This is a genomic window from Nonomuraea sp. CA-218870 (assembly GCF_050936535.1).
In the GTDB taxonomy this organism is placed as follows: Bacteria; Actinomycetota; Actinomycetes; order Streptosporangiales; family Streptosporangiaceae; genus Nonomuraea; species Nonomuraea corallina.
In genome coordinates, this window is record NZ_JBNJMN010000004.1 from 1 (window position 1) to 15,795 (window position 15,795).

Annotated in this window: 33 protein-coding genes; 30 read left to right on the top strand and 3 right to left on the bottom strand. The window is 68.3% G+C overall.

The genetic code is table 11. The annotated features are described in order from the left end of the window. Positions 1 to 51: 51 nt before the first annotated feature. Entirely contained in the window at positions 52 to 1,527 is a 1,476-nt protein-coding gene (locus ACQEUU_RS36880) for a tyrosine-type recombinase/integrase (RefSeq protein ID WP_433075177.1), read from the bottom strand. A gap of 539 nt (positions 1,528 to 2,066) precedes the next feature. Between ACQEUU_RS36880 and ACQEUU_RS36885 the strand changes: the two genes are divergently transcribed. After that, positions 2,067 to 2,474 (top strand): hypothetical protein, encoded by a 408-nt coding sequence (locus tag ACQEUU_RS36885; RefSeq protein ID WP_433075180.1) that lies wholly within the window; start codon positions 2,067 to 2,069, stop codon positions 2,472 to 2,474. A 27-nt stretch (positions 2,475 to 2,501) separates the two neighbouring features. On the opposite strand, the gene ACQEUU_RS36890 is transcribed toward ACQEUU_RS36885, so the two are convergent. Continuing rightward, positions 2,502 to 3,011 carry a helix-turn-helix domain-containing protein gene (locus ACQEUU_RS36890; RefSeq protein ID WP_433075183.1) on the bottom strand — a complete coding sequence of 170 codons (510 nt, stop codon included), beginning with the start codon at positions 3,009 to 3,011 and terminating at the stop codon, positions 2,502 to 2,504. A gap of 178 nt (positions 3,012 to 3,189) precedes the next feature. On the opposite strand from ACQEUU_RS36890, the gene ACQEUU_RS36895 reads away from it, so the two are divergent. The 15 genes from ACQEUU_RS36895 to ACQEUU_RS36965 all read left to right on the top strand — a co-directional run bounded on the left by ACQEUU_RS36895 (position 3,190) and on the right by ACQEUU_RS36965 (position 10,185). After that, positions 3,190 to 3,477, top strand: coding sequence for a helix-turn-helix domain-containing protein (locus ACQEUU_RS36895; RefSeq protein ID WP_433075186.1), 288 nt, complete (start codon positions 3,190 to 3,192; stop codon positions 3,475 to 3,477). After that, positions 3,474 to 3,809 (top strand): hypothetical protein, encoded by a 336-nt coding sequence (locus tag ACQEUU_RS36900; RefSeq protein ID WP_433075189.1) that lies wholly within the window; start codon positions 3,474 to 3,476, stop codon positions 3,807 to 3,809. The genes ACQEUU_RS36895 and ACQEUU_RS36900 overlap by 4 nt, the downstream gene beginning before the upstream one ends. A 143-nt stretch (positions 3,810 to 3,952) precedes the next feature. Continuing rightward, a complete protein-coding gene (locus ACQEUU_RS36905) occupies positions 3,953 to 4,354 on the top strand; it encodes a GIY-YIG nuclease family protein (RefSeq protein WP_433075191.1) in 402 nt (133 codons plus the stop codon). Next, positions 4,351 to 4,482: a hypothetical protein gene (locus ACQEUU_RS36910; RefSeq protein WP_433075194.1), complete on the top strand. Its 132-nt coding sequence runs from the start codon at positions 4,351 to 4,353 to the stop codon at positions 4,480 to 4,482. Before ACQEUU_RS36905 ends, ACQEUU_RS36910 begins: the two co-directional genes overlap by 4 nt. Positions 4,483 to 4,571: 89 nt before the next feature. Then, on the top strand, positions 4,572 to 4,841 hold the full coding sequence (locus ACQEUU_RS36915) for a hypothetical protein (protein WP_433075197.1): 270 nt from the start codon (positions 4,572 to 4,574) through the stop codon (positions 4,839 to 4,841). Then, positions 4,838 to 5,128 (top strand): hypothetical protein, encoded by a 291-nt coding sequence (locus ACQEUU_RS36920; RefSeq protein WP_433075199.1) that lies wholly within the window; start codon positions 4,838 to 4,840, stop codon positions 5,126 to 5,128. Before ACQEUU_RS36915 ends, ACQEUU_RS36920 begins: the two co-directional genes overlap by 4 nt. Then, complete coding sequence (locus tag ACQEUU_RS36925; protein WP_433075201.1) at positions 5,125 to 5,382, top strand: hypothetical protein; 258 nt, start codon at positions 5,125 to 5,127, stop codon at positions 5,380 to 5,382. Before ACQEUU_RS36920 ends, ACQEUU_RS36925 begins: the two co-directional genes overlap by 4 nt. Continuing rightward, the gene (locus ACQEUU_RS36930) at positions 5,379 to 5,855 is read left to right on the top strand and encodes a hypothetical protein (protein ID WP_433075203.1); all 477 of its coding nucleotides are present in this window, start codon (positions 5,379 to 5,381) and stop codon (positions 5,853 to 5,855) included. The genes ACQEUU_RS36925 and ACQEUU_RS36930 overlap by 4 nt, the downstream gene beginning before the upstream one ends. Then, the gene (locus tag ACQEUU_RS36935) at positions 5,852 to 6,130 is read left to right on the top strand and encodes a hypothetical protein (RefSeq protein WP_433075205.1); all 279 of its coding nucleotides are present in this window, start codon (positions 5,852 to 5,854) and stop codon (positions 6,128 to 6,130) included. The genes ACQEUU_RS36930 and ACQEUU_RS36935 overlap by 4 nt, the downstream gene beginning before the upstream one ends. Continuing rightward, the gene (locus ACQEUU_RS36940; RefSeq protein WP_433075207.1) at positions 6,127 to 6,525 is read left to right on the top strand and encodes a hypothetical protein; all 399 of its coding nucleotides are present in this window, start codon (positions 6,127 to 6,129) and stop codon (positions 6,523 to 6,525) included. The genes ACQEUU_RS36935 and ACQEUU_RS36940 overlap by 4 nt, the downstream gene beginning before the upstream one ends. Beyond that, a complete protein-coding gene (locus ACQEUU_RS36945; RefSeq protein WP_433075209.1) occupies positions 6,525 to 7,313 on the top strand; it encodes a Rad52/Rad22 family DNA repair protein in 789 nt (262 codons plus the stop codon). The genes ACQEUU_RS36940 and ACQEUU_RS36945 overlap by 1 nt, the downstream gene beginning before the upstream one ends. After that, on the top strand, positions 7,310 to 7,903 hold the full coding sequence (locus tag ACQEUU_RS36950) for a hypothetical protein (RefSeq protein WP_433075211.1): 594 nt from the start codon (positions 7,310 to 7,312) through the stop codon (positions 7,901 to 7,903). Before ACQEUU_RS36945 ends, ACQEUU_RS36950 begins: the two co-directional genes overlap by 4 nt. After that, positions 7,900 to 8,322 carry a hypothetical protein gene (locus ACQEUU_RS36955; protein ID WP_433075213.1) on the top strand — a complete coding sequence of 141 codons (423 nt, stop codon included), beginning with the start codon at positions 7,900 to 7,902 and terminating at the stop codon, positions 8,320 to 8,322. The genes ACQEUU_RS36950 and ACQEUU_RS36955 overlap by 4 nt, the downstream gene beginning before the upstream one ends. Positions 8,323 to 8,333: 11 nt before the next feature. Then, positions 8,334 to 9,017 carry an HNH endonuclease gene (locus ACQEUU_RS36960; RefSeq protein WP_433075216.1) on the top strand — a complete coding sequence of 228 codons (684 nt, stop codon included), beginning with the start codon at positions 8,334 to 8,336 and terminating at the stop codon, positions 9,015 to 9,017. A 361-nt stretch (positions 9,018 to 9,378) separates the two neighbouring features. Beyond that, complete coding sequence (locus ACQEUU_RS36965) at positions 9,379 to 10,185, top strand: hypothetical protein (RefSeq protein ID WP_433075218.1); 807 nt, start codon at positions 9,379 to 9,381, stop codon at positions 10,183 to 10,185. Between the two features lie 211 nt (positions 10,186 to 10,396). Here ACQEUU_RS36965 and ACQEUU_RS36970 read toward each other — a convergent pair whose 3' ends face one another. Continuing rightward, positions 10,397 to 10,690 (bottom strand): helix-turn-helix domain-containing protein, encoded by a 294-nt coding sequence (locus tag ACQEUU_RS36970; RefSeq protein WP_433075221.1) that lies wholly within the window; start codon positions 10,688 to 10,690, stop codon positions 10,397 to 10,399. A gap of 165 nt (positions 10,691 to 10,855) precedes the next feature. On the opposite strand from ACQEUU_RS36970, the gene ACQEUU_RS36975 reads away from it, so the two are divergent. The 14 genes from ACQEUU_RS36975 (at position 10,856) to ACQEUU_RS37040 (ending at position 15,762) form a co-directional block, all read left to right on the top strand. Next, on the top strand, positions 10,856 to 11,095 hold the full coding sequence (locus ACQEUU_RS36975; protein ID WP_433075223.1) for a helix-turn-helix domain-containing protein: 240 nt from the start codon (positions 10,856 to 10,858) through the stop codon (positions 11,093 to 11,095). Then, the gene (locus ACQEUU_RS36980) at positions 11,092 to 11,910 is read left to right on the top strand and encodes a phage antirepressor KilAC domain-containing protein (RefSeq protein ID WP_433075226.1); all 819 of its coding nucleotides are present in this window, start codon (positions 11,092 to 11,094) and stop codon (positions 11,908 to 11,910) included. Before ACQEUU_RS36975 ends, ACQEUU_RS36980 begins: the two co-directional genes overlap by 4 nt. Then, positions 11,907 to 12,203: a hypothetical protein gene (locus ACQEUU_RS36985; RefSeq protein WP_433075229.1), complete on the top strand. Its 297-nt coding sequence runs from the start codon at positions 11,907 to 11,909 to the stop codon at positions 12,201 to 12,203. The genes ACQEUU_RS36980 and ACQEUU_RS36985 overlap by 4 nt, the downstream gene beginning before the upstream one ends. Beyond that, a complete protein-coding gene (locus ACQEUU_RS36990) occupies positions 12,200 to 12,505 on the top strand; it encodes a hypothetical protein (RefSeq protein ID WP_433075232.1) in 306 nt (101 codons plus the stop codon). Before ACQEUU_RS36985 ends, ACQEUU_RS36990 begins: the two co-directional genes overlap by 4 nt. Before the next feature lie 72 nt (positions 12,506 to 12,577). Continuing rightward, positions 12,578 to 12,952 carry a hypothetical protein gene (locus ACQEUU_RS36995; protein WP_433075234.1) on the top strand — a complete coding sequence of 125 codons (375 nt, stop codon included), beginning with the start codon at positions 12,578 to 12,580 and terminating at the stop codon, positions 12,950 to 12,952. Next, the gene (locus ACQEUU_RS37000; protein ID WP_433075237.1) at positions 12,949 to 13,170 is read left to right on the top strand and encodes a hypothetical protein; all 222 of its coding nucleotides are present in this window, start codon (positions 12,949 to 12,951) and stop codon (positions 13,168 to 13,170) included. The genes ACQEUU_RS36995 and ACQEUU_RS37000 overlap by 4 nt, the downstream gene beginning before the upstream one ends. After that, entirely contained in the window at positions 13,167 to 13,739 is a 573-nt protein-coding gene (locus ACQEUU_RS37005; RefSeq protein ID WP_433075240.1) for a hypothetical protein, read from the top strand. The genes ACQEUU_RS37000 and ACQEUU_RS37005 overlap by 4 nt, the downstream gene beginning before the upstream one ends. Then, entirely contained in the window at positions 13,736 to 14,161 is a 426-nt protein-coding gene (locus ACQEUU_RS37010) for a hypothetical protein (protein WP_433075243.1), read from the top strand. The genes ACQEUU_RS37005 and ACQEUU_RS37010 overlap by 4 nt, the downstream gene beginning before the upstream one ends. Continuing rightward, complete coding sequence (locus ACQEUU_RS37015) at positions 14,158 to 14,541, top strand: hypothetical protein (RefSeq protein ID WP_433075246.1); 384 nt, start codon at positions 14,158 to 14,160, stop codon at positions 14,539 to 14,541. The genes ACQEUU_RS37010 and ACQEUU_RS37015 overlap by 4 nt, the downstream gene beginning before the upstream one ends. Beyond that, the gene (locus tag ACQEUU_RS37020; protein ID WP_433075249.1) at positions 14,534 to 14,746 is read left to right on the top strand and encodes a hypothetical protein; all 213 of its coding nucleotides are present in this window, start codon (positions 14,534 to 14,536) and stop codon (positions 14,744 to 14,746) included. Before ACQEUU_RS37015 ends, ACQEUU_RS37020 begins: the two co-directional genes overlap by 8 nt. Further along, positions 14,739 to 15,173, top strand: coding sequence for a hypothetical protein (locus ACQEUU_RS37025; RefSeq protein ID WP_433075252.1), 435 nt, complete (start codon positions 14,739 to 14,741; stop codon positions 15,171 to 15,173). The genes ACQEUU_RS37020 and ACQEUU_RS37025 overlap by 8 nt, the downstream gene beginning before the upstream one ends. Next, positions 15,166 to 15,414 (top strand): hypothetical protein, encoded by a 249-nt coding sequence (locus tag ACQEUU_RS37030; RefSeq protein WP_433075255.1) that lies wholly within the window; start codon positions 15,166 to 15,168, stop codon positions 15,412 to 15,414. The genes ACQEUU_RS37025 and ACQEUU_RS37030 overlap by 8 nt, the downstream gene beginning before the upstream one ends. Further along, the gene (locus tag ACQEUU_RS37035; RefSeq protein WP_433075258.1) at positions 15,411 to 15,563 is read left to right on the top strand and encodes a hypothetical protein; all 153 of its coding nucleotides are present in this window, start codon (positions 15,411 to 15,413) and stop codon (positions 15,561 to 15,563) included. The genes ACQEUU_RS37030 and ACQEUU_RS37035 overlap by 4 nt, the downstream gene beginning before the upstream one ends. Then, positions 15,556 to 15,762, top strand: a complete 207-nt coding sequence (locus ACQEUU_RS37040; protein ID WP_433075261.1) for a hypothetical protein — start codon at positions 15,556 to 15,558, stop codon at positions 15,760 to 15,762. Before ACQEUU_RS37035 ends, ACQEUU_RS37040 begins: the two co-directional genes overlap by 8 nt. Positions 15,763 to 15,795 lie beyond the last annotated feature (33 nt).

A 15,795-nucleotide genomic window follows, 5' to 3' on the forward strand; every position in this document is an offset into this window, starting at 1 on the left:
GCGAGGGGTCACTGGTTCGAACCCAGTACCGCCCACCTGGTAAAACGGCCCTCACGGGGAGATCGCGGAGACGGTTGCGGGGACGAGACGGGGACGATCTTCAGAAAGGATCTTCCTCGCGGGCGCCAGAAGCTCATCCAGAAGCGGCACCGGAGAACGGCCGCCGCCGATCTTCGCCCGCTCCACGAGAGACGCCTCCCACAACCGCTGTAGCCCCTCCGTGGTCTGAGCCACCATCGCCGGGGACGTGTGCGAGTACTGGCCGACGATCCCCGGCAGCCGATGCCCCAGCCGCTCCTCGCTCGCCACCGCGGGCACGCCGAGCTCGTCCATCCAGACCTTGTGCCCGTGCCGCAACCCATGGATCTTCAAGCCGGGCTTGACCGGCAGCCACGACACCACGTGATGCCGCTCCTCGTCGTAGCGCCAGAACCCACGCCTCCGAGGAGGCTCGAACTCCTCGCCGGGGACGGCGGCAGGCCACGAGCGGCGCACCACGCCCGGCCACGGCACGCCCGCCAGGTCGGCCAGCACCGGATAGCCGGGTCGGTCCTTCGCGTCGCCGTGCCGCCCGTCCGCCGCAGGCCGCCACCGCCTGCGCCCGAAGTTGCTGCGCCGCTCGTGCGCTCCGTCCTCGCCGAGGAACACATACCGTCCGCCGCCGCACCCCGCGAGGCCCCGGCACGAGCAGTGGCCCGGCTCGGAGTGCTGCAGCTGCCGGGAGAGCAGGTCCGCCAGGAAAGGCGGCAGGTGGATGTCGCGGTAGCTGTTGTCCTTCGGCGGCTTCTTCACCCACGAGCCCTTCCGCTCGTACACCTGCTGGTCGATTCGGACCTTCGACAGGTGGAAGTGCTGCCGTTCCAGGCCGACACTCTCGCCCCAGCGCATCCCCGTGTAGGCGATCGTGACCGCGCGGATGAAGTCGTCCGGCCGGCCGGACAGCAGGGCGAGGCGTTCGGCGATCAGCAGCGCCTCCAAGGGTGACGCCCACACCTCTTCTATACGGCGGCGCGTGCGGCCCGTCTTCCGCCCGCGATTGCGCCGCCTCTCGGCGGGGTTGGCGGCGATGAGGCCGGCGTCCACGGCGTCGGCGAGGATCGTGTGCAGCAGGGTCCGGGCGGAGGCGGCGGAGGTCTCGCCGCACACGCCGTCACGGTGAAGGCCGAGCTCCCACGCGTTGATGTCGAGGGTGTTCAGGCGCCGCAGCGGCTCCTGGCCGAAGGCGGGCAGGATGTGCGTCTCGATGTGCCAGCTATAGCCGTCGCGGGTGGTGTCCTCGATGTCCTGTGCCGGATACCAGCGGTTGACCCAGTCGAGGAGGAGGATGTCGCCGGACTTGGGGTCCTTCCACAGGTCGCGGCGGATGTCGGCTTCGATCTCCTCGGCGAACTTCAGCGCCGCGGTCTTGGTGGTGAACCGCCTGCCGTCTGCCCCGTGCCGGAAGCTGCCCTTGCTGCCGTCCGCGAGGACGGGGCGGGCGCGATAGTAGGTGGTGTTTCCCAGCTTGTACGGTTCGGTGGACGCCATGCGGGGACCTCGGGGGGTTGCGGGGGTCGGTGGTTCGACAGCATAGGCGGGAGCGGCGTTGGGTGCCCGCGATCCCGCGAGTGCTGCGTGGGCCGCACGGCCGGTACCTGCTCCTGGGGGGACGCGGTTTCCGGCCGTGCGGCGACTTGGCGGCCCGTGCACAGGCGATATGCCTGATCGTAAGCGATCGCATGCGGGCCGTTAAGGGGCGCGTGAGGGTCGCACCACTACTTTGTGTAAGGGCTTGCTTGCGGAAGTGATGGACGTTGCGCAAGTTCACGTCACATCCGCACCAATTCGGACAATTGCGTGTCACGCACGGGGCATATCGGACACGAACACACCCGAAAGAGGTGACACAAAGTAGCCGAAAATAGATGTATCAGATCAGTAAAGAATCCGGTCATGCAAAGTCAGGTGATAAGGGTATTCCCCAATCGGCCATCCCTGCCTAGAGTGCAAGAACCTGTCTGCCTGGGGGGCATACCGGACCGGAATTGGCCGTCACCGAGACGACGGCTACACAGGGAGGTCAATATATGGGTCACCAAGCGCGGCAGCCCGCGTCCACACTGACCCGGGGGGCGTCCGAACCCAAGCACCACCCCGCCACTATCACGCTCACGGCCAGCGCGATCTTCGCCTGGCTGGCCGTAGGCCACACCCTCGCCACGGGAGCCGAAGACCGCTGGGTCATCGCAGCGGTCGGAGCCGCGTCCAGCCTGCTCCTCGCCGCCGCCGTCGTCTTCGGAACCACACGCCTGGAGGCAGCTACCCGCGCCCACTGCGAAGACATGCGCCAGCAGGTCATCGACCTCAACTGGCTGATGCAAGCGAAATACGCCGGCGAAACGCGGGCGAAAATAGAAGCCCGACGCGCCTATGGCGTGCTCGACATCGACCCGTCCGACTCCGGCCCGTTCACCGCGCTGCGCAAATTCGGCTGACCGAAACTTAAGGGCACCGCGAAACTGTCAGTTTCGCGGTGTCCTTTTTTGTTTCTCCGTGGCCTCGAAGATCTGCCGCCGCATCGTCGAATACGACGACAGCCAGTGGTCCTTGAAGTCCTCATCGAACGCCGTGGATGAGAGCAGCTCCTCCACCAGTGGATCCACCACGTCGTCGCTGAGTACCAGTTCGTCGGGGCGGCGCAGGCCGCGCGCCACCAGGACGTCGCCGAGGGTCTTGCGTACCGGCGTTGGAGGGTGTGGCTCCTCGGGCGGGAGCTGGCCGGCCGGCAGGGGGGTTGGGTCGCCTCCCCGGAGTATCGCGTCCACGCTTCCGCGTTCCCATCCGAGGGCATCCTCCAACTGGGTGAAGGTGCTTCCGCGGTATCGCTCTGCGGTGGCGGCTTCGATGTTCCGGACAGTCGCCACGGAGGGACCGCCGCGTACCGTCACCGCGTGCTGGGTGAGGCGGAGTTGCTCGCGGCGCTCCTTTACGTAGCGTCCCAGGCGCTGCCAGTCACCTGTCTTGGTGTCCACGACGGACAGCATGCCTGACAGCAGGAGACAGGTCTACCTTCCTAGCGCAGTTGTAGCGCTTGTAAAGGTGCACGTCGGCGCAGCTTTCTCCTTGACACCATCAGCAACAAGCGCCAACTTAGCGATTATTTAGCGCTAAGCCCTTGTGTGCTGTCATCCGCCGTCATAAGTTAGCGCCATGACAGCGCCAGATCCGAAAGGGCCGTACGTCCAGATCCGAGACCTTCGCAAGGCGTACGGACTCAGCATCCCCGGGCTTGTCGCCCGCATCCGCAAGTTCGGCGTGAGCGTCCACAAGGACCACATCAGCAACGTCGAACGCGGCGAGCGCCGCGCCAGCAACGAGTTGATGACCGCCTGGGCGAAGGCCCTCGGCGTCCACCCTCTCGACGTCTACCAGCCGCCCGCCGGCGACCAGGCCAGCGACAAGGACGAGGCTGGCGACGCGGAGACGGACGCGGCATGAACGCTCTCGTCTTCACTGCCGCCCAGGTCGCCGCCATGTTCCCGCCCGAGCTCAAGGTGACCGAGCACTGGGTGAACAAGACCGCACGCAGGCATGGCATCGGCACGCTGATCCGCCGCAAGCGCGTCTTCACGCAGGCGCAGGTGGATCGGCTGATCGAACTTCAGGCAGTCGAGGCGTCCACACCCAAGCCCGCCCGCAAGACTGCGGCCCCGGCGGCACGGCAGACGGCGCAGGCAAAGAAGCCCAAGCAGAAGCGCCCTGACGCGACCGTGACTCCCCTCCAGGCGAGGCCGGATCGCGCCCGCTCCTACGGGAGGTCAGCATCATGAGCCTGCCCCAAGCCGTCCCTCATTCCCTGGTCCTGCTCGCCCGTGACGGAGATCGCGCCCCGTACTGGAGCAAAGGCATGCTCGTACGCCCAGTCGCCTCCGAGACCGGGATCGCAGCCTCGCGTAGCCGCATGATCCCCCACATGGTCGCCCGCGCCGGCGTCGCCGGGGACGACGACAAGCCGATCCTCGTCGCGCGGTGGGTGTGCGGCGACGGCGCTCAGGACGCAGTGTTCCTGGCCTCGGCAGAGGAGTACGGCGGCGTGTGCGAGCGGTGCGCGTCCGTCGCGGCAGGCCCGTGCGTGTATCGCGCCTTCGACTCCGATGGGGCGCTGCTCTACGTCGGCAGCACCGACCATCGGCACACGCGCTTCAAGGGCCACGAGAAGAGGTCCGCATGGTGGCCCCTGATGGCCGAGATCAGGTGCGAGGACTTGCCCACGATCGACCAGGCGCGCGCTGCAGAGATGACGGCCATTCGCACCGAGCACCCGATGCACAACCGGATCGGCCGACGCTCGCGCAGGGTCGGTGAGGCGGCATGACCGAGATCCAGCGCCTCGCCGCCGCCTACGCCATCTGCGGCTTCTCCCAGCGCATCAGCGAGCTGCACAAGCTCGACCGCGAGGACTTTTTCGACGCGTTCGTCCCGCCGCAGCGCCGCCCCTCCTGACACGGGTGGGGCTCCAGCCGAGCCAACGACTGGAGCCCGCGAACACCCGCTCACGACCGACTGATTCAGACAAGAGAGCAGGAGTCCCTGTGGACAAGAGTACGACGCTCGCCCCCGAGGCGACGACCGAGCAGCCCGTTCTGGGCGTGATCGAGTACCGGGTCCGGTACACGTGCCGCGACGAAGGCGGCGACCAGCAGCGCACCGAGGACTGGGCGGACGGCATCCACGACGCCCACCTGATGCTGGCGGAGAGGCTCGCCTATCAGGAGCGGTGGGATCTGCCGGAGGACGCGCACATCGTGTTCCGGATCGGCGGTCAGGGTCCGTGGCTGCGGTGGGGCGGTGAGTCCCGATGAACACTCCCCCCGTCACGGCGTTCGCTGAGACCGCCGCGCTCTACTACCTCATCACCGAGGACCTGGACGAGGCTCGCCGCGTCATCGGCGACATGCTCCCCGGCGAGCGGCGAATGTACGCCGAGCAGCTTGAGCGGCTGCGGGCGATGGTCGGCGAGTCGTGCGAGGAGTGCGGGGAGCTGACCACGGCGGCCGAGAGCGTGATGGTTCGGCCCCTCGGACCGGATCGGCTCTACTTCTGCCGAGCGTGCGCGAACGTGCCCGCCAAGGGCGGTGAGTCCCGATGACCGGCCTCGACACCCTCGCCGCTGCCGCCCACCTGTTCGGGCTGGAGATCGGCGGCCCCCGCTGGAAGACCGGCCTCGTCGCTGTCCTGCTGACCGAGCGGTACGCGGTGCCGCCGCAGGAGGCGCTGGAGCGCGCCATGTACGGCTACGACCCGGAGGTTGAGGCGGCGAGCGACGAAGCGGACCGGCTGATCAAGCAGGCCGAGCGTGCCGCTCTCGCCCGCGACTACCAGACGACAGGAGACGCGGCATGAGCGACTACCGCTACACCGACCTGAACGGCTCTGGCCTCTACGCCGGCGCGTCTAGCAACCCCGGCGCTGACGTTTACCTCGACGCGGACGTGCACATCCTCGCCGCCGATCTGCCCGAGGTCGTCGCAGGGCTGTACCGGGCCGCCGGGCAGGAGCCGCCAATCCTGCTGCCCCGCTACGCGCCCGAGCCGCAGATGACGCGGGACGGCAAGGTGCAGGCGGGAATCCGGCCGTCCGGCGAGGACATGACGCCCGCCGACGCGCTCGACATGGCGTCCTGGTACGCGACCGCTGCCGGGATCGCCGCCGCCGAGGCGCTCTCTCAGCCGGACCCCGCACAGGTCGAGGACCTCGCCACGCTGATCTACGAAGCCGATGTCTTCACCGACAGCATCTCGGACGCGGGCAAGGGTGAGGCGCTCGCCCGCGCCATCCTCGCCGCCGGATACGCCCGGATGGAGGACAAGGCGTGAGCGACCTGCCCGACTACGACCAGACCCGCGTCTCGCTGGAAGCCCTCCACCACTACGGCTTCACCGTCACCATCCACTCCCCGAAAACCTCCCGCGCCGGTCTGTACGACGTGACCGCGTACGGGCTGCGGGACGAGCAGTACACCGGGAAGGCCGTCCATCTGACGGACGCGATCCAGAAGGTAGCCGCCCAGCTCGGGACGGACCGGCTGGCCCGGTTCATGTACGACCGCAACCTGGTCGCCCGGATCGTCGCCGCGGGCGGTGGCCTGTGACCGCGCCCGCCCTGCACACCGAGAACGGCGGCTACTTCCAGGTGGCCAAGATCCTGCCCCGTCCGGGCGGCGCCGTGGATCTGGTCGTCGCCTACCGCAAGCGGGGCATCTCGCCCCGCTACTCGGCCTACCGCCGCGAACTCGACGGCCTTTGGAAGTGCCTGCACGGGGCGTGGTCCGACCTGGACGAGGCCATCGCCGACACACCCCGCACCGATCGGTACGCGCTCCTCGGCTACGACCCGCTGCAGCGGTTCCTCAACCGGGCCGTCGCGGGAGCGTGCGGCATCCCCGTAGGCGAAGGGCCCGAGATCGGGCCGGACGCCGAGCGCGAGTTCCGGCACAGCCAAGCCGACTACGACGACACCCCCAACGACGAGGGAGACGAGCACTGATGGGCTTCACCAGAGCGCAGGTCGAACAGCTTCTACAGCCGATCAACACCGTGCGGGTCCTCCGCGACGGCAAGGGCCACTCGCACGTCTCCCAACAAGATGTGCTCGCCCACCTGATCAGGGTGTTCGGGTTCGGCAACTGGGACATCGACATCGTCCGCGTCGAGTGCGTCTTCGAGACCGAGCGCGTCAAGGACGACAAGCCGGCCAACCGGTGGGACGTCTGCTACCGGGCGATGGCGCGGCTGACGATCCGCGACCCAGAAGGCAACGAGATCTGCCACTACGAGGACGGCTCGACCGCCACGGCACAGAACCAGACTCGCGGCGATGGCCATGACCTCGCCTACAAGTCGGCGATCAGCCTGGCCAAGAAGCGGGCGGCGATCCACTTGGGCGACCAGTTCGGCTTGTCCCTCTACAACAAGGGCCAGACGTCGGCCCTGGTGCGCGGCACGTACGTCATGCCCGAGGGCGAGTCCGCCGGAAAGGACGTGCAAGAGGGCGTCGAGAGGCAGGTGTCGTTGGGCAACGACGAGATCGAGCGCGACCTGGACGCTTCCGTACCGGAGCCCGAGCGACCCGTTCCGACCGTCAAGGTCGACCCCAACTGGGTGGCCAACTTCGAGCGACGCATCGACGACGCGAGCGCCGACCAGATCAACGCCTTGAGGCAGGAGGTGCTCAACGGGTTCAAGCATCAGCGTCTGGACTCGGACACCGGCAACCGGCTGATGGAGGCCATCCAGCAGCGGCAGGCCGAGCTCGGCGGGCAGGAGGCGGCGTGAACGCCAAGACTCACGCCCTCAAGGTCGCCGCCGCCAAGGTGCTGTCCGAGATCGTCAATGACGGCTACGAGCAGCTCCGCAAGGACGCCGAGCCCGAGTTCGCCGAGCTGCGGATCGAGACGGACTGCAAGTCGCTGGCGGTGAAACTGCCGGACGGCACCGAGCTGGGCACCATCGCCATCTTCGACGGGCCGCCGCACACGCAGGTCAACATGAAGACGATCGCCGCGATCGTCGCCAACGACGACCCGGACATGTTCGTCGAGGAACTCGTCCCGGAGGCGCTGGAAGACGAGAACCTGCTGGCGTTCGTCCGCGACCAGATGCCGCACCTGCTGAAGAAAAAGATCCGCGACGACTACCTGAAGAAGCTGTACAAGCGGATCGACGCCAACGGCTACCTGAAGGACCGCGCCGGCACTCGCATCAAGGTGGCGGAGGTGACCCGCGGGGAGCCGACCGGGAAGTTCGCGTTCACCGCGGGTCCGGGGGCGCGGGAACTGGTGTGGGAGGCGTGGCAGCGGGACGAGCTGAAACCGCTGCTGGGTGACCTGCTGAAGCCCGCGATCGAGGCGGGTGAGCAGTCGTGAGCGAGCAGACAGAGTCAGGCTTCCGGATCCTCGACGAGGACGCCGCCCTCACCCCTCCCGAGGCGGAGCGGTACCTGAAGCAGGTCAGCAACGAGCTGGCCCGCGCCCAGGTGTCGCTGCGCCGCCTCAGGTACGAGGAGTTGCGGCTGAAGAAGCAGTACACCGAGGCGAGGACGGAGCTGCTGTTCTCGGAGGACTGCCCGCAGGCTGGCCGCGGCGAGGGTCAGGTGACGGTCGCCGAGCGGGATGCGTGGATCGATGCGCGTATCGCCTGCCATTGGCAGTACGAGTCGCTGCAGGTGCAGGTGAAGAACGCCGAGGACTACCTGCGGACGGTCGGCAAGCAGGTGTCAATCGCCCAGTCGCTGAACAACACAGCGAAAGAGCTGTACGGCTCGTTCAAGGGTGACGGCCGATGAAGAGGTCGCCGATGCCTCCACGCCGTGCCCCGCTGAAGCAGGGCAAGCCGCCCGAGCGGAGGACGCCCCTCAAGCAGGGGCAGCCTCCCGCCCGCCAGTCGCCCATCCAGCAGCGCAAGCCGCTGACGCCGGGCAAGAGCGCCGGGCAGCCGAACCCGCCGGCGCGTAAGTCGTCCCGGCCGAAGCCCGTCCCCGCCGAGGTGAAGGACCTGCTGAAGGCGCGCAGCAGCGGCGTGTGCGAGGTCGGCCTGACGTGCGGAGGATTCGCCGCTGGCACTGACCCGGCGCACCGGGAGGGCAAGAAGGCGGGCGGCACCCGTAAGCCGTGGTCGAACACGGCCAGCAATCTGCTCTGGTCGTGCCGCCCGTGTCATGACCTGATCGATCAGAAGCAGCCCGCCAACGCCGAAAAGCTCGGGCTGAAGGTGCGGGAGGGCGTGGCCCGGCCGTGGGAGGTCCCCGGTTTGCACGCCCATCTCGGGTGGGTGCTGCTGGACGACCGGGGCGGGTATCGGCCCGCCCCGGCGGGCTCCCACCAGAACGGGAAGCGACCCGTCCCCGTGGTGCCGGTCGCCGCGCTGGACGAGGCGGCGGCCCGGTACGGGCACGGCTCCTGCCCTCCTGGCGGGGTGCAGGCGGGACCTTACGTGTGCGGGTGCGGCGACATCCCGTTCTGGCTGGAGGCGGCGTCATGACCGTCACCCTGTTCTGCCTGACGTGCCAGCGCCGCCGCCCTCACGCCGTCGTCTCCGACTCCTCGGCCGCCTGTGAGACGTGCCGGACAGTGCGCCCGGTGGAGGGGGATCTCCTCCCCGCCGAGCCGCACCTGCCGCCCGTCGAGGACATCCAGCGCTGCGACTGGTGCCGCGCTTGGCTCCCCGCGGACCACGTGTGCCCGGCCGGCGCGGTCGGGTGCACCGAGCGCCCGCCCGATCAGACGCCGTGTGGCGCGTGCGGCTCCTGCCTCGACGCGATGACGGCGGATCTGAGGCGGCGAGAGCACCCCTTCACGGATGACCCGTACGGGTCGCCGACCGACCTCGATTGGGACCCCCGATGAAGCATCTCGTGCAGTACTCGACCGGCGCGGCATCCGCCGAGGTCGCTTGGCGAGTCGTGGAAGAGCACGGCCCGGAGAACGTGGTCCTGCTCACCGCTGACACCAAGAAGGAGCACGCCGACAACTGGCGGTTCGCCCGCCAGGTGCAGGAACGACTGGGCTGCGAATGGGTCGTCGTGGCGGATGGCCGAACCCCGATGCAGGTTGGCCGTGATGCGCGGGTGGTGCCGAACAATCGGATGGCCGTCTGCTCTCGCGTGCTCAAGCGCGAGCTGCTCGACAAGTACCGTGCCGAGCACTTCGACCCGGCCGACACGATCGTCTACCTCGGTTATGACTGGACCGAGCCGCACCGGGTGGAAGCTGCGCGCGAGCACTGGGCTCCGTGGACAGTGGACTGTCCACTCACCCGGCCGCCCTACCTGTTCAAGCAGCAGATCTTCGAGCTGTTCCGCGAGCGCGGCATCGAACCGCCGCTGCTCTACAAGCAGGGCTTCCAGCACGCCAACTGCTCTGGCGGATGCGTGCGCGGAGGCCAGGCGCAATGGTCACTCCTGCTCCAGGTGAACCGTGGCGAGTACCTGGATTGGGAGCGCGAGGAGAACGAGACCCGCGCCCTGCTCGGCAAGGACGTGTCGATCCTGCGTGACCGCACGGGCGGCGGTGTTCGGGCGTTGACGTTGACCGAGTTTCGCGAGCGGTTAGAGCGCCAGCCTGCACTCTTCGACGCCGACGACTGGGGCGCCTGCGGGTGCTTCATGGACGGCTCTCCGTCCGATCTCGACTACCCCCGAACCCCCTGAGAGGGGCAACCGATGCCTGTTTCCAAGACCGTCGTCCGCGTGGCCGCCGCCGTGCTGTTCGGGGTGGCCTCCGCCGTCCTGGTCGCCGCCGCTGTCGTCGCTGTCTTCGCCTAACCCCCAGCTTCCCGTCCTGTGCTCGACCACCGGGGGCGAGCACAGGACGGGACACCCCCCCTAGCCCTTCACAGACAGACAGGGAGGAGGACCGGTGTCAGTCTTTGACTCGCTTGCGGATCTCCGCCAGAAGGTCATCGATCGGGATCGACGACAGATCGGCCGCGACCTCCCGGACGCCGGCCTCTTCCGCCGTGACCACACCGGCCGCGATCAGCGCTTCAATGACGGGCCGACCATAGGCGCGGGCGAACGCTGCGGCGGTCTCAGGCTTGGGTGTCGAGATCTGCCATCGGGTGACGCTCGACGGCGTAAGGCCGACTCGCCGAGCGATCTCGCTCGGCGTGGCCGTCGCTCCGGCTACTCGCGACACGTAATCCCACCAACGCACAGAGCACAGCCTATGCGCACAAGCTACGTGACTCCAATGACTGTTGCTTGTGGTGCTTGTGAGGCCGAAGAAACGATTGCATGGCTTAGCCCGTACGCATAGACTGTGCGTGCGGGCTAAACGCTTTGAAGCCCAGAGTCAACGAGAAGTGGAAGGGAGGACACGTTGATTGCGACCCTGAAGCTCCGCCGCGACGAGCTGGCCAAGCACCGCGAACGGGCCGCGCTCCGCACTGACAGCGACCTCGCGAAAGCGATGAACGTCAACCCCGTCACGGTGTCGAAGTTCCTCAACGGTCACCGGCAGCCGAGCGCCGACCTCATCGCCAGCCTGCTCGCCGCCCTCAGCGAGGACGTGACGTTCCACGACCTGTTCGAGGTCGTGCGTGAGGAGACAGCGGCGTGAACGAACTGGCCCTCACCGAGTCGAGCGCTCTTCGACGGGAGTACGTGGATCGCACGGACGCCCTCGACAAGGTCAAGTTCCTGCGCATGATGCCGGACGACCTCCACGTCACCACCGAGATGGTTGCCGCCTACTTCGAGGTGGGGGTCAAGACCATTGAATCCCTCGCCCTCGACCACCGCGAAGAGCTTGAGGGCAACGAGCACCGCGTGATCAGCGGAGACGAACTGACCTCCTTCAAGAAGGTCTGTGGGATCCACTCCCGCGCGCGTTCCCTCGCCCTCTTCACGCGCCGCACGGTGCTCAACGTCGGCATGCTGCTGCGCGACTCCAAGGTGGCGAAAGACGTCCGCACCTACCTACTGAACGCCGAGCGGCAGCAGATCGCGATCCCCCAGGACTACCCGTCTGCGCTCCGTGCGCTCGCCGACGAGGTCGACGCCCGCAAGGTCGCCGAGCAGCAGCGGGACGCCCTGAAGCCGCTCGCCGAGGCGTACGCCGACCTGATGGAAGCGGACGGCACCTTCGACTGGGCCGCCGTCGCGCAGATCTTCTCCCGCATCACGGGCGGTCTGGGCCGCAACAACTTCCTGGACCTGCTGCGCTCCGACGACCTGAAGATCCTCAAGGCGAACAACACGCCCTACCAGGTCAAGCCCCTGGACCGCTACTTCAAGGTCATCCCGACCAAGGCGGGCAACGACTCGACGCCCACCACCCGCGTCACCCCCGAAGGTCTCGACTGGCTGCGCAAGCGCCTGGTCAAGCACTTCAACCACCAGTCCGCCCTCTTCGTCATCGGGGAGATCGCATGAGCACCTTCGAGCCCTTCAAGACCAAGACCCACGCGGGTGGCCCCCAGCGCCTCTACCGCTTCGAGAACGGCTACGGCGCATCCGTCGTGCAGAACATGTACAGCCGTGGCACGGAGATGGCCGTCATCAAGTGGAGCGGCAACGACTTCCGCCTGGTCTACGACACGCCGATCACGGACGACGTCATCAACTGGATGGACGAGGACGAGGTGGAGGAGACGCTCCGCCGCATCTCCTCGCTGACGGCTGACGGACAGGAGCCCTCCTCGATCCCCTCCGGAGGTGAGTCGTGAGCGCCGGACCCATCCAGGTGATCATGCCTGCCGAGATCCAGTCACGCATGGCGAACTGGCTCGCCACTGCAGGGATGCGCCTCTATCGCGTCCCGGTCAAGGACGACGTGCCCACCTACATGGTCGGCGTCGACATGTCGGAGTACAGCCAGCCCGGCCCTCACGGCGTGTGGCCGGTGCATGAGGTGGTCGAAGCGTACGGCGATGCCATCGCCTACCTCGAAGAGCAGAAGGCCGCCCCGAAGCCCAGCAGGAAGAAGCGGAGTCGTAAGGCGACTCCCGCCGCCCCCTCTTCCCCGTAACCCCCGCCTTGCCGCCCCCTCGTGGCGGGCGGCACGGCTCAAGCAGACCACTTCAGACCCAGGAGATCACCAATGGCTCACCCGTACACCACCGCCGCCGACAACCCGAACCTGCGCACCCTCACCGACGCCGGTATCGCCCACCTGAGGAAGCTGAACGAACGCGACCAGCAGGAACTCGAACTGCTGCGCGCCGAGCGGGCCCGCCACCAGGCCGAGATCAACAGCATCGACGATGTGATGGCCGACCTGTACGACTCGATCGGCCGGCGCGAGGCGAAGATGCGCGGGGATCACATCTCGCTGCTGCCGCCCGTGCCGCCGCCCGCCTCGGAGCCGTTCCCGGTGGCGAGCATGTTCGAGCCCGGCCTGACCCCGGAGCGGGAGGCGGCTGCGGAGCGGTTCAACGCCGCCCATGACGAGCTGACGAGGCAGGGCGACTCGTGACCCGCCGCCACCTGAAGAGGAAGCCGCCCGCGCCTTTCGCCCGTCACGAGGGCCGCCACCGCCGCCGCTGGCTGGACGAGCTGCGCAAGCGCAAGCCGGAGCCTGCCGCCGCGCCCGTGGATGACTTCTCCCGCCCCCGCACCGTCCCGCTCGGCATGTGGCCTCTCGCCGGGACCGACCCGTTCTTCACCGACAACCCCCTGAAGGAAGCCTCATGAGCATCCCCGAGACGACGACGAACCCGTACAAGCTCCGCGCCCTGGCGATCGACCGCGCCGTCAAGGCGTGGCAGGAGCAGGACAAGACGGAAGTTCCGCTCCCGGACGGCAGCCGTCTGGTGCCCTCCACGCTGGAGGACTGCCTGAACGGCGAAGGGTTGATCCTGCTGCCGCGTTCGACCGGCCACGGCAAGTGGCGGGTCCTCGTGGACGGCCAGCCCGCCCCTTACCCCGGCCAGGAAGGGCCGTCGCACCCGATGGGCGCCGAGGAGGCGGCCGACGTGTTCTTGACCGTCACGGCGGCCGACCACTACGGCGAGCGGCAGATCGTGGTCCGGCCGGCGACGAGCGACGAGATGGTGACGTCGGCCGTCATCGGCGACACCACGGTCCGGGAGGAGCCCGTGAAGATCGCGCCCACGGTGTTCGACATGGAGACCGACGAGATCACCGGCGCGACCCTCATCCGGATGCTCGACAAGGACGGGCGAGCGGTGCATGTCGGGCTCGACGACAACATGCGGAACCTGCTCGCGTCGATGCTCGACACCGAGGACGGTGTCGCGTGAAGACCTGGATCGAGCCCACCCCGGAGAACGTCGCCGACCTGCTGGCGTCGGCGGCCAAAAGTGGTGGCCGCTACCACCACGGCAACGACTGGGAGTTGACCGTGGCCGCCAACAGCGGCGCGGTCCGCCTCGACGTCACCCCGTGCGACCTGGACACAGGCAAGGCGCTGCCCGTGAGGCACTTCCGGGCGGTCGTCGTCGAGGGCGAGCGGGCCCCGATCGTGCTGGAGCGCCCCGAGGAGCTTGACATCCAGTGGGACGACGGCGGAGACCTGCTCACGCTCACCTCTGACGGCATCCTGTTCAACCCGCGCGGCGTGGATGAGTGGGACCTGGATCCGGAAGGCGCGCGGGAGCTTGCCGCACACCTGGCCGCGATGGCGGACGCCTACGAGGCCGCCCGGAACGGCGGTGCGGCATGACCGACATCTCCCCGGAGAGGATCGCCGCCCACCTGTACGGCAGCGAGGTCCGCGACGAGGTCCGGCGCATCGGCTGGGTGGACGTGGCCAGCGAGGGCAACGTCCTGCGGATCGAGTTCACGCCGAAGGGCAAGCCCGGCCACACCCAGCACTTCCGCGCGGTCGTGGTCCCGGCTGACGCTGGCCCGGTCGTCGTCGCCTCCCCGACCCTGCTGGCCGCCGCACGAGCCCTGTACCGGGTGCACGTGATCAGCGCAGCCCTCCCCGCCGAGGAGTCCGTCCAGCTCATCCACGAGCTGGGGGACGCGCTGGAGGCCCTGACGCCCGAGCAGGTGGCGGTACTCGCCGGAGACGAGCAGGACGGAGACGGCGATGTCTGAGCCGCTGAAGGTGACCGTCCACGACCCGAACACCGGCGAGACGGCAACGACTGAGATCCCGCCCGGCTCCTACCTGCTGCTGTGCGCGGAGCCATGCCACAGGACCGCACTGAACGCGTGGGCGTCCGGAACCCACCAGATCACCGTCAAGGGCGTCACCGACCCGATGGCGGGCGTGTACAGGACCGGGAGGGACGATGCCTGAGCCGCTTACCCCCGAGCAACCGATCGAGCTGCCCTCGCACGACGAGCTTGACGAGCTCGTGGACACGGACCCGATCCGGCTGCGAGACGTGGCCTTCGAACTGCGGGCCGAGGTCGAGCGGCTGCGCCGCGAACTCTCCGACCTTGAAGGGCAGAACGCCCTCACGGAATCCCACTTCAGCAGCCACGTGGCCGAGACGATCATCGAGCAGGACGCCCTCAAGAAGCGCGCTGAGAAGGCGGAGGCCGAACTCGCCGCGCTGCGAGAGAAGGCCGAGACCCGCCTCGCCGAGCTGGCCGAGGCGGAGCACGCCTACCGCAAGGTCGGCAACAAGGCGGGGGCGGCACGCCAGGACTACGCCGCCGGAGAGATCCGCGCCCTGTTCGGCATCGAGTGGAAGCCGGGCGGGGGTGAGCCCGGTGACTGACCAGACCGCCATCGCGCTCGTGTGCTGCGCCGCCATCCTCATTGTCGTCGCAGGCGGCGCCGCCCTGTGGATCTCCGAGCTGAAGGACACCATCCGCCGGCTGCGTGCCGATAAGGCCGACCTGATGGAGACCGCCACCTCCCTGCAGGCGGACAACTCCCGCCTGGCCGTCGAGCTCGACCAGGCCAAGCGGAGCGGCACCACCGCCCTGCTGCACGAGCGGATGGGGGACAGGCCGTGACGTTCTTCGAGCAGCTGACGTTCTGGATCCTGCTGATCAACGGCAAGTGGAACGGTCTGTTCCTGCCCGCCGTCGCGGTCGTGGCCATCGTCCTCGCCGTGTGCGCCCACCTGGCGGTGTGGGACCGGATACGAGGCCGGCGTGATTGACGTGATCGTGCGGGCGCTGGCCGTCGTCGGCGCCCTCGTCATGGCCGCCCTCGCCTGGTTCTCGGCGATGTGGGCGCTGTCGCGCCGCGCCGACCGGAAGGCGCGTGCGGCTCTCACGGAGGTGCCGCCGCTCGACAGTCCCGTCTGGGACCGCCTGATCGCCGCCCTGATCGAGGAAGAGCGGAGGGACGGGTCATGAACCTCCCTGCTGGCCCGCGCCGCCGTCTGGGGC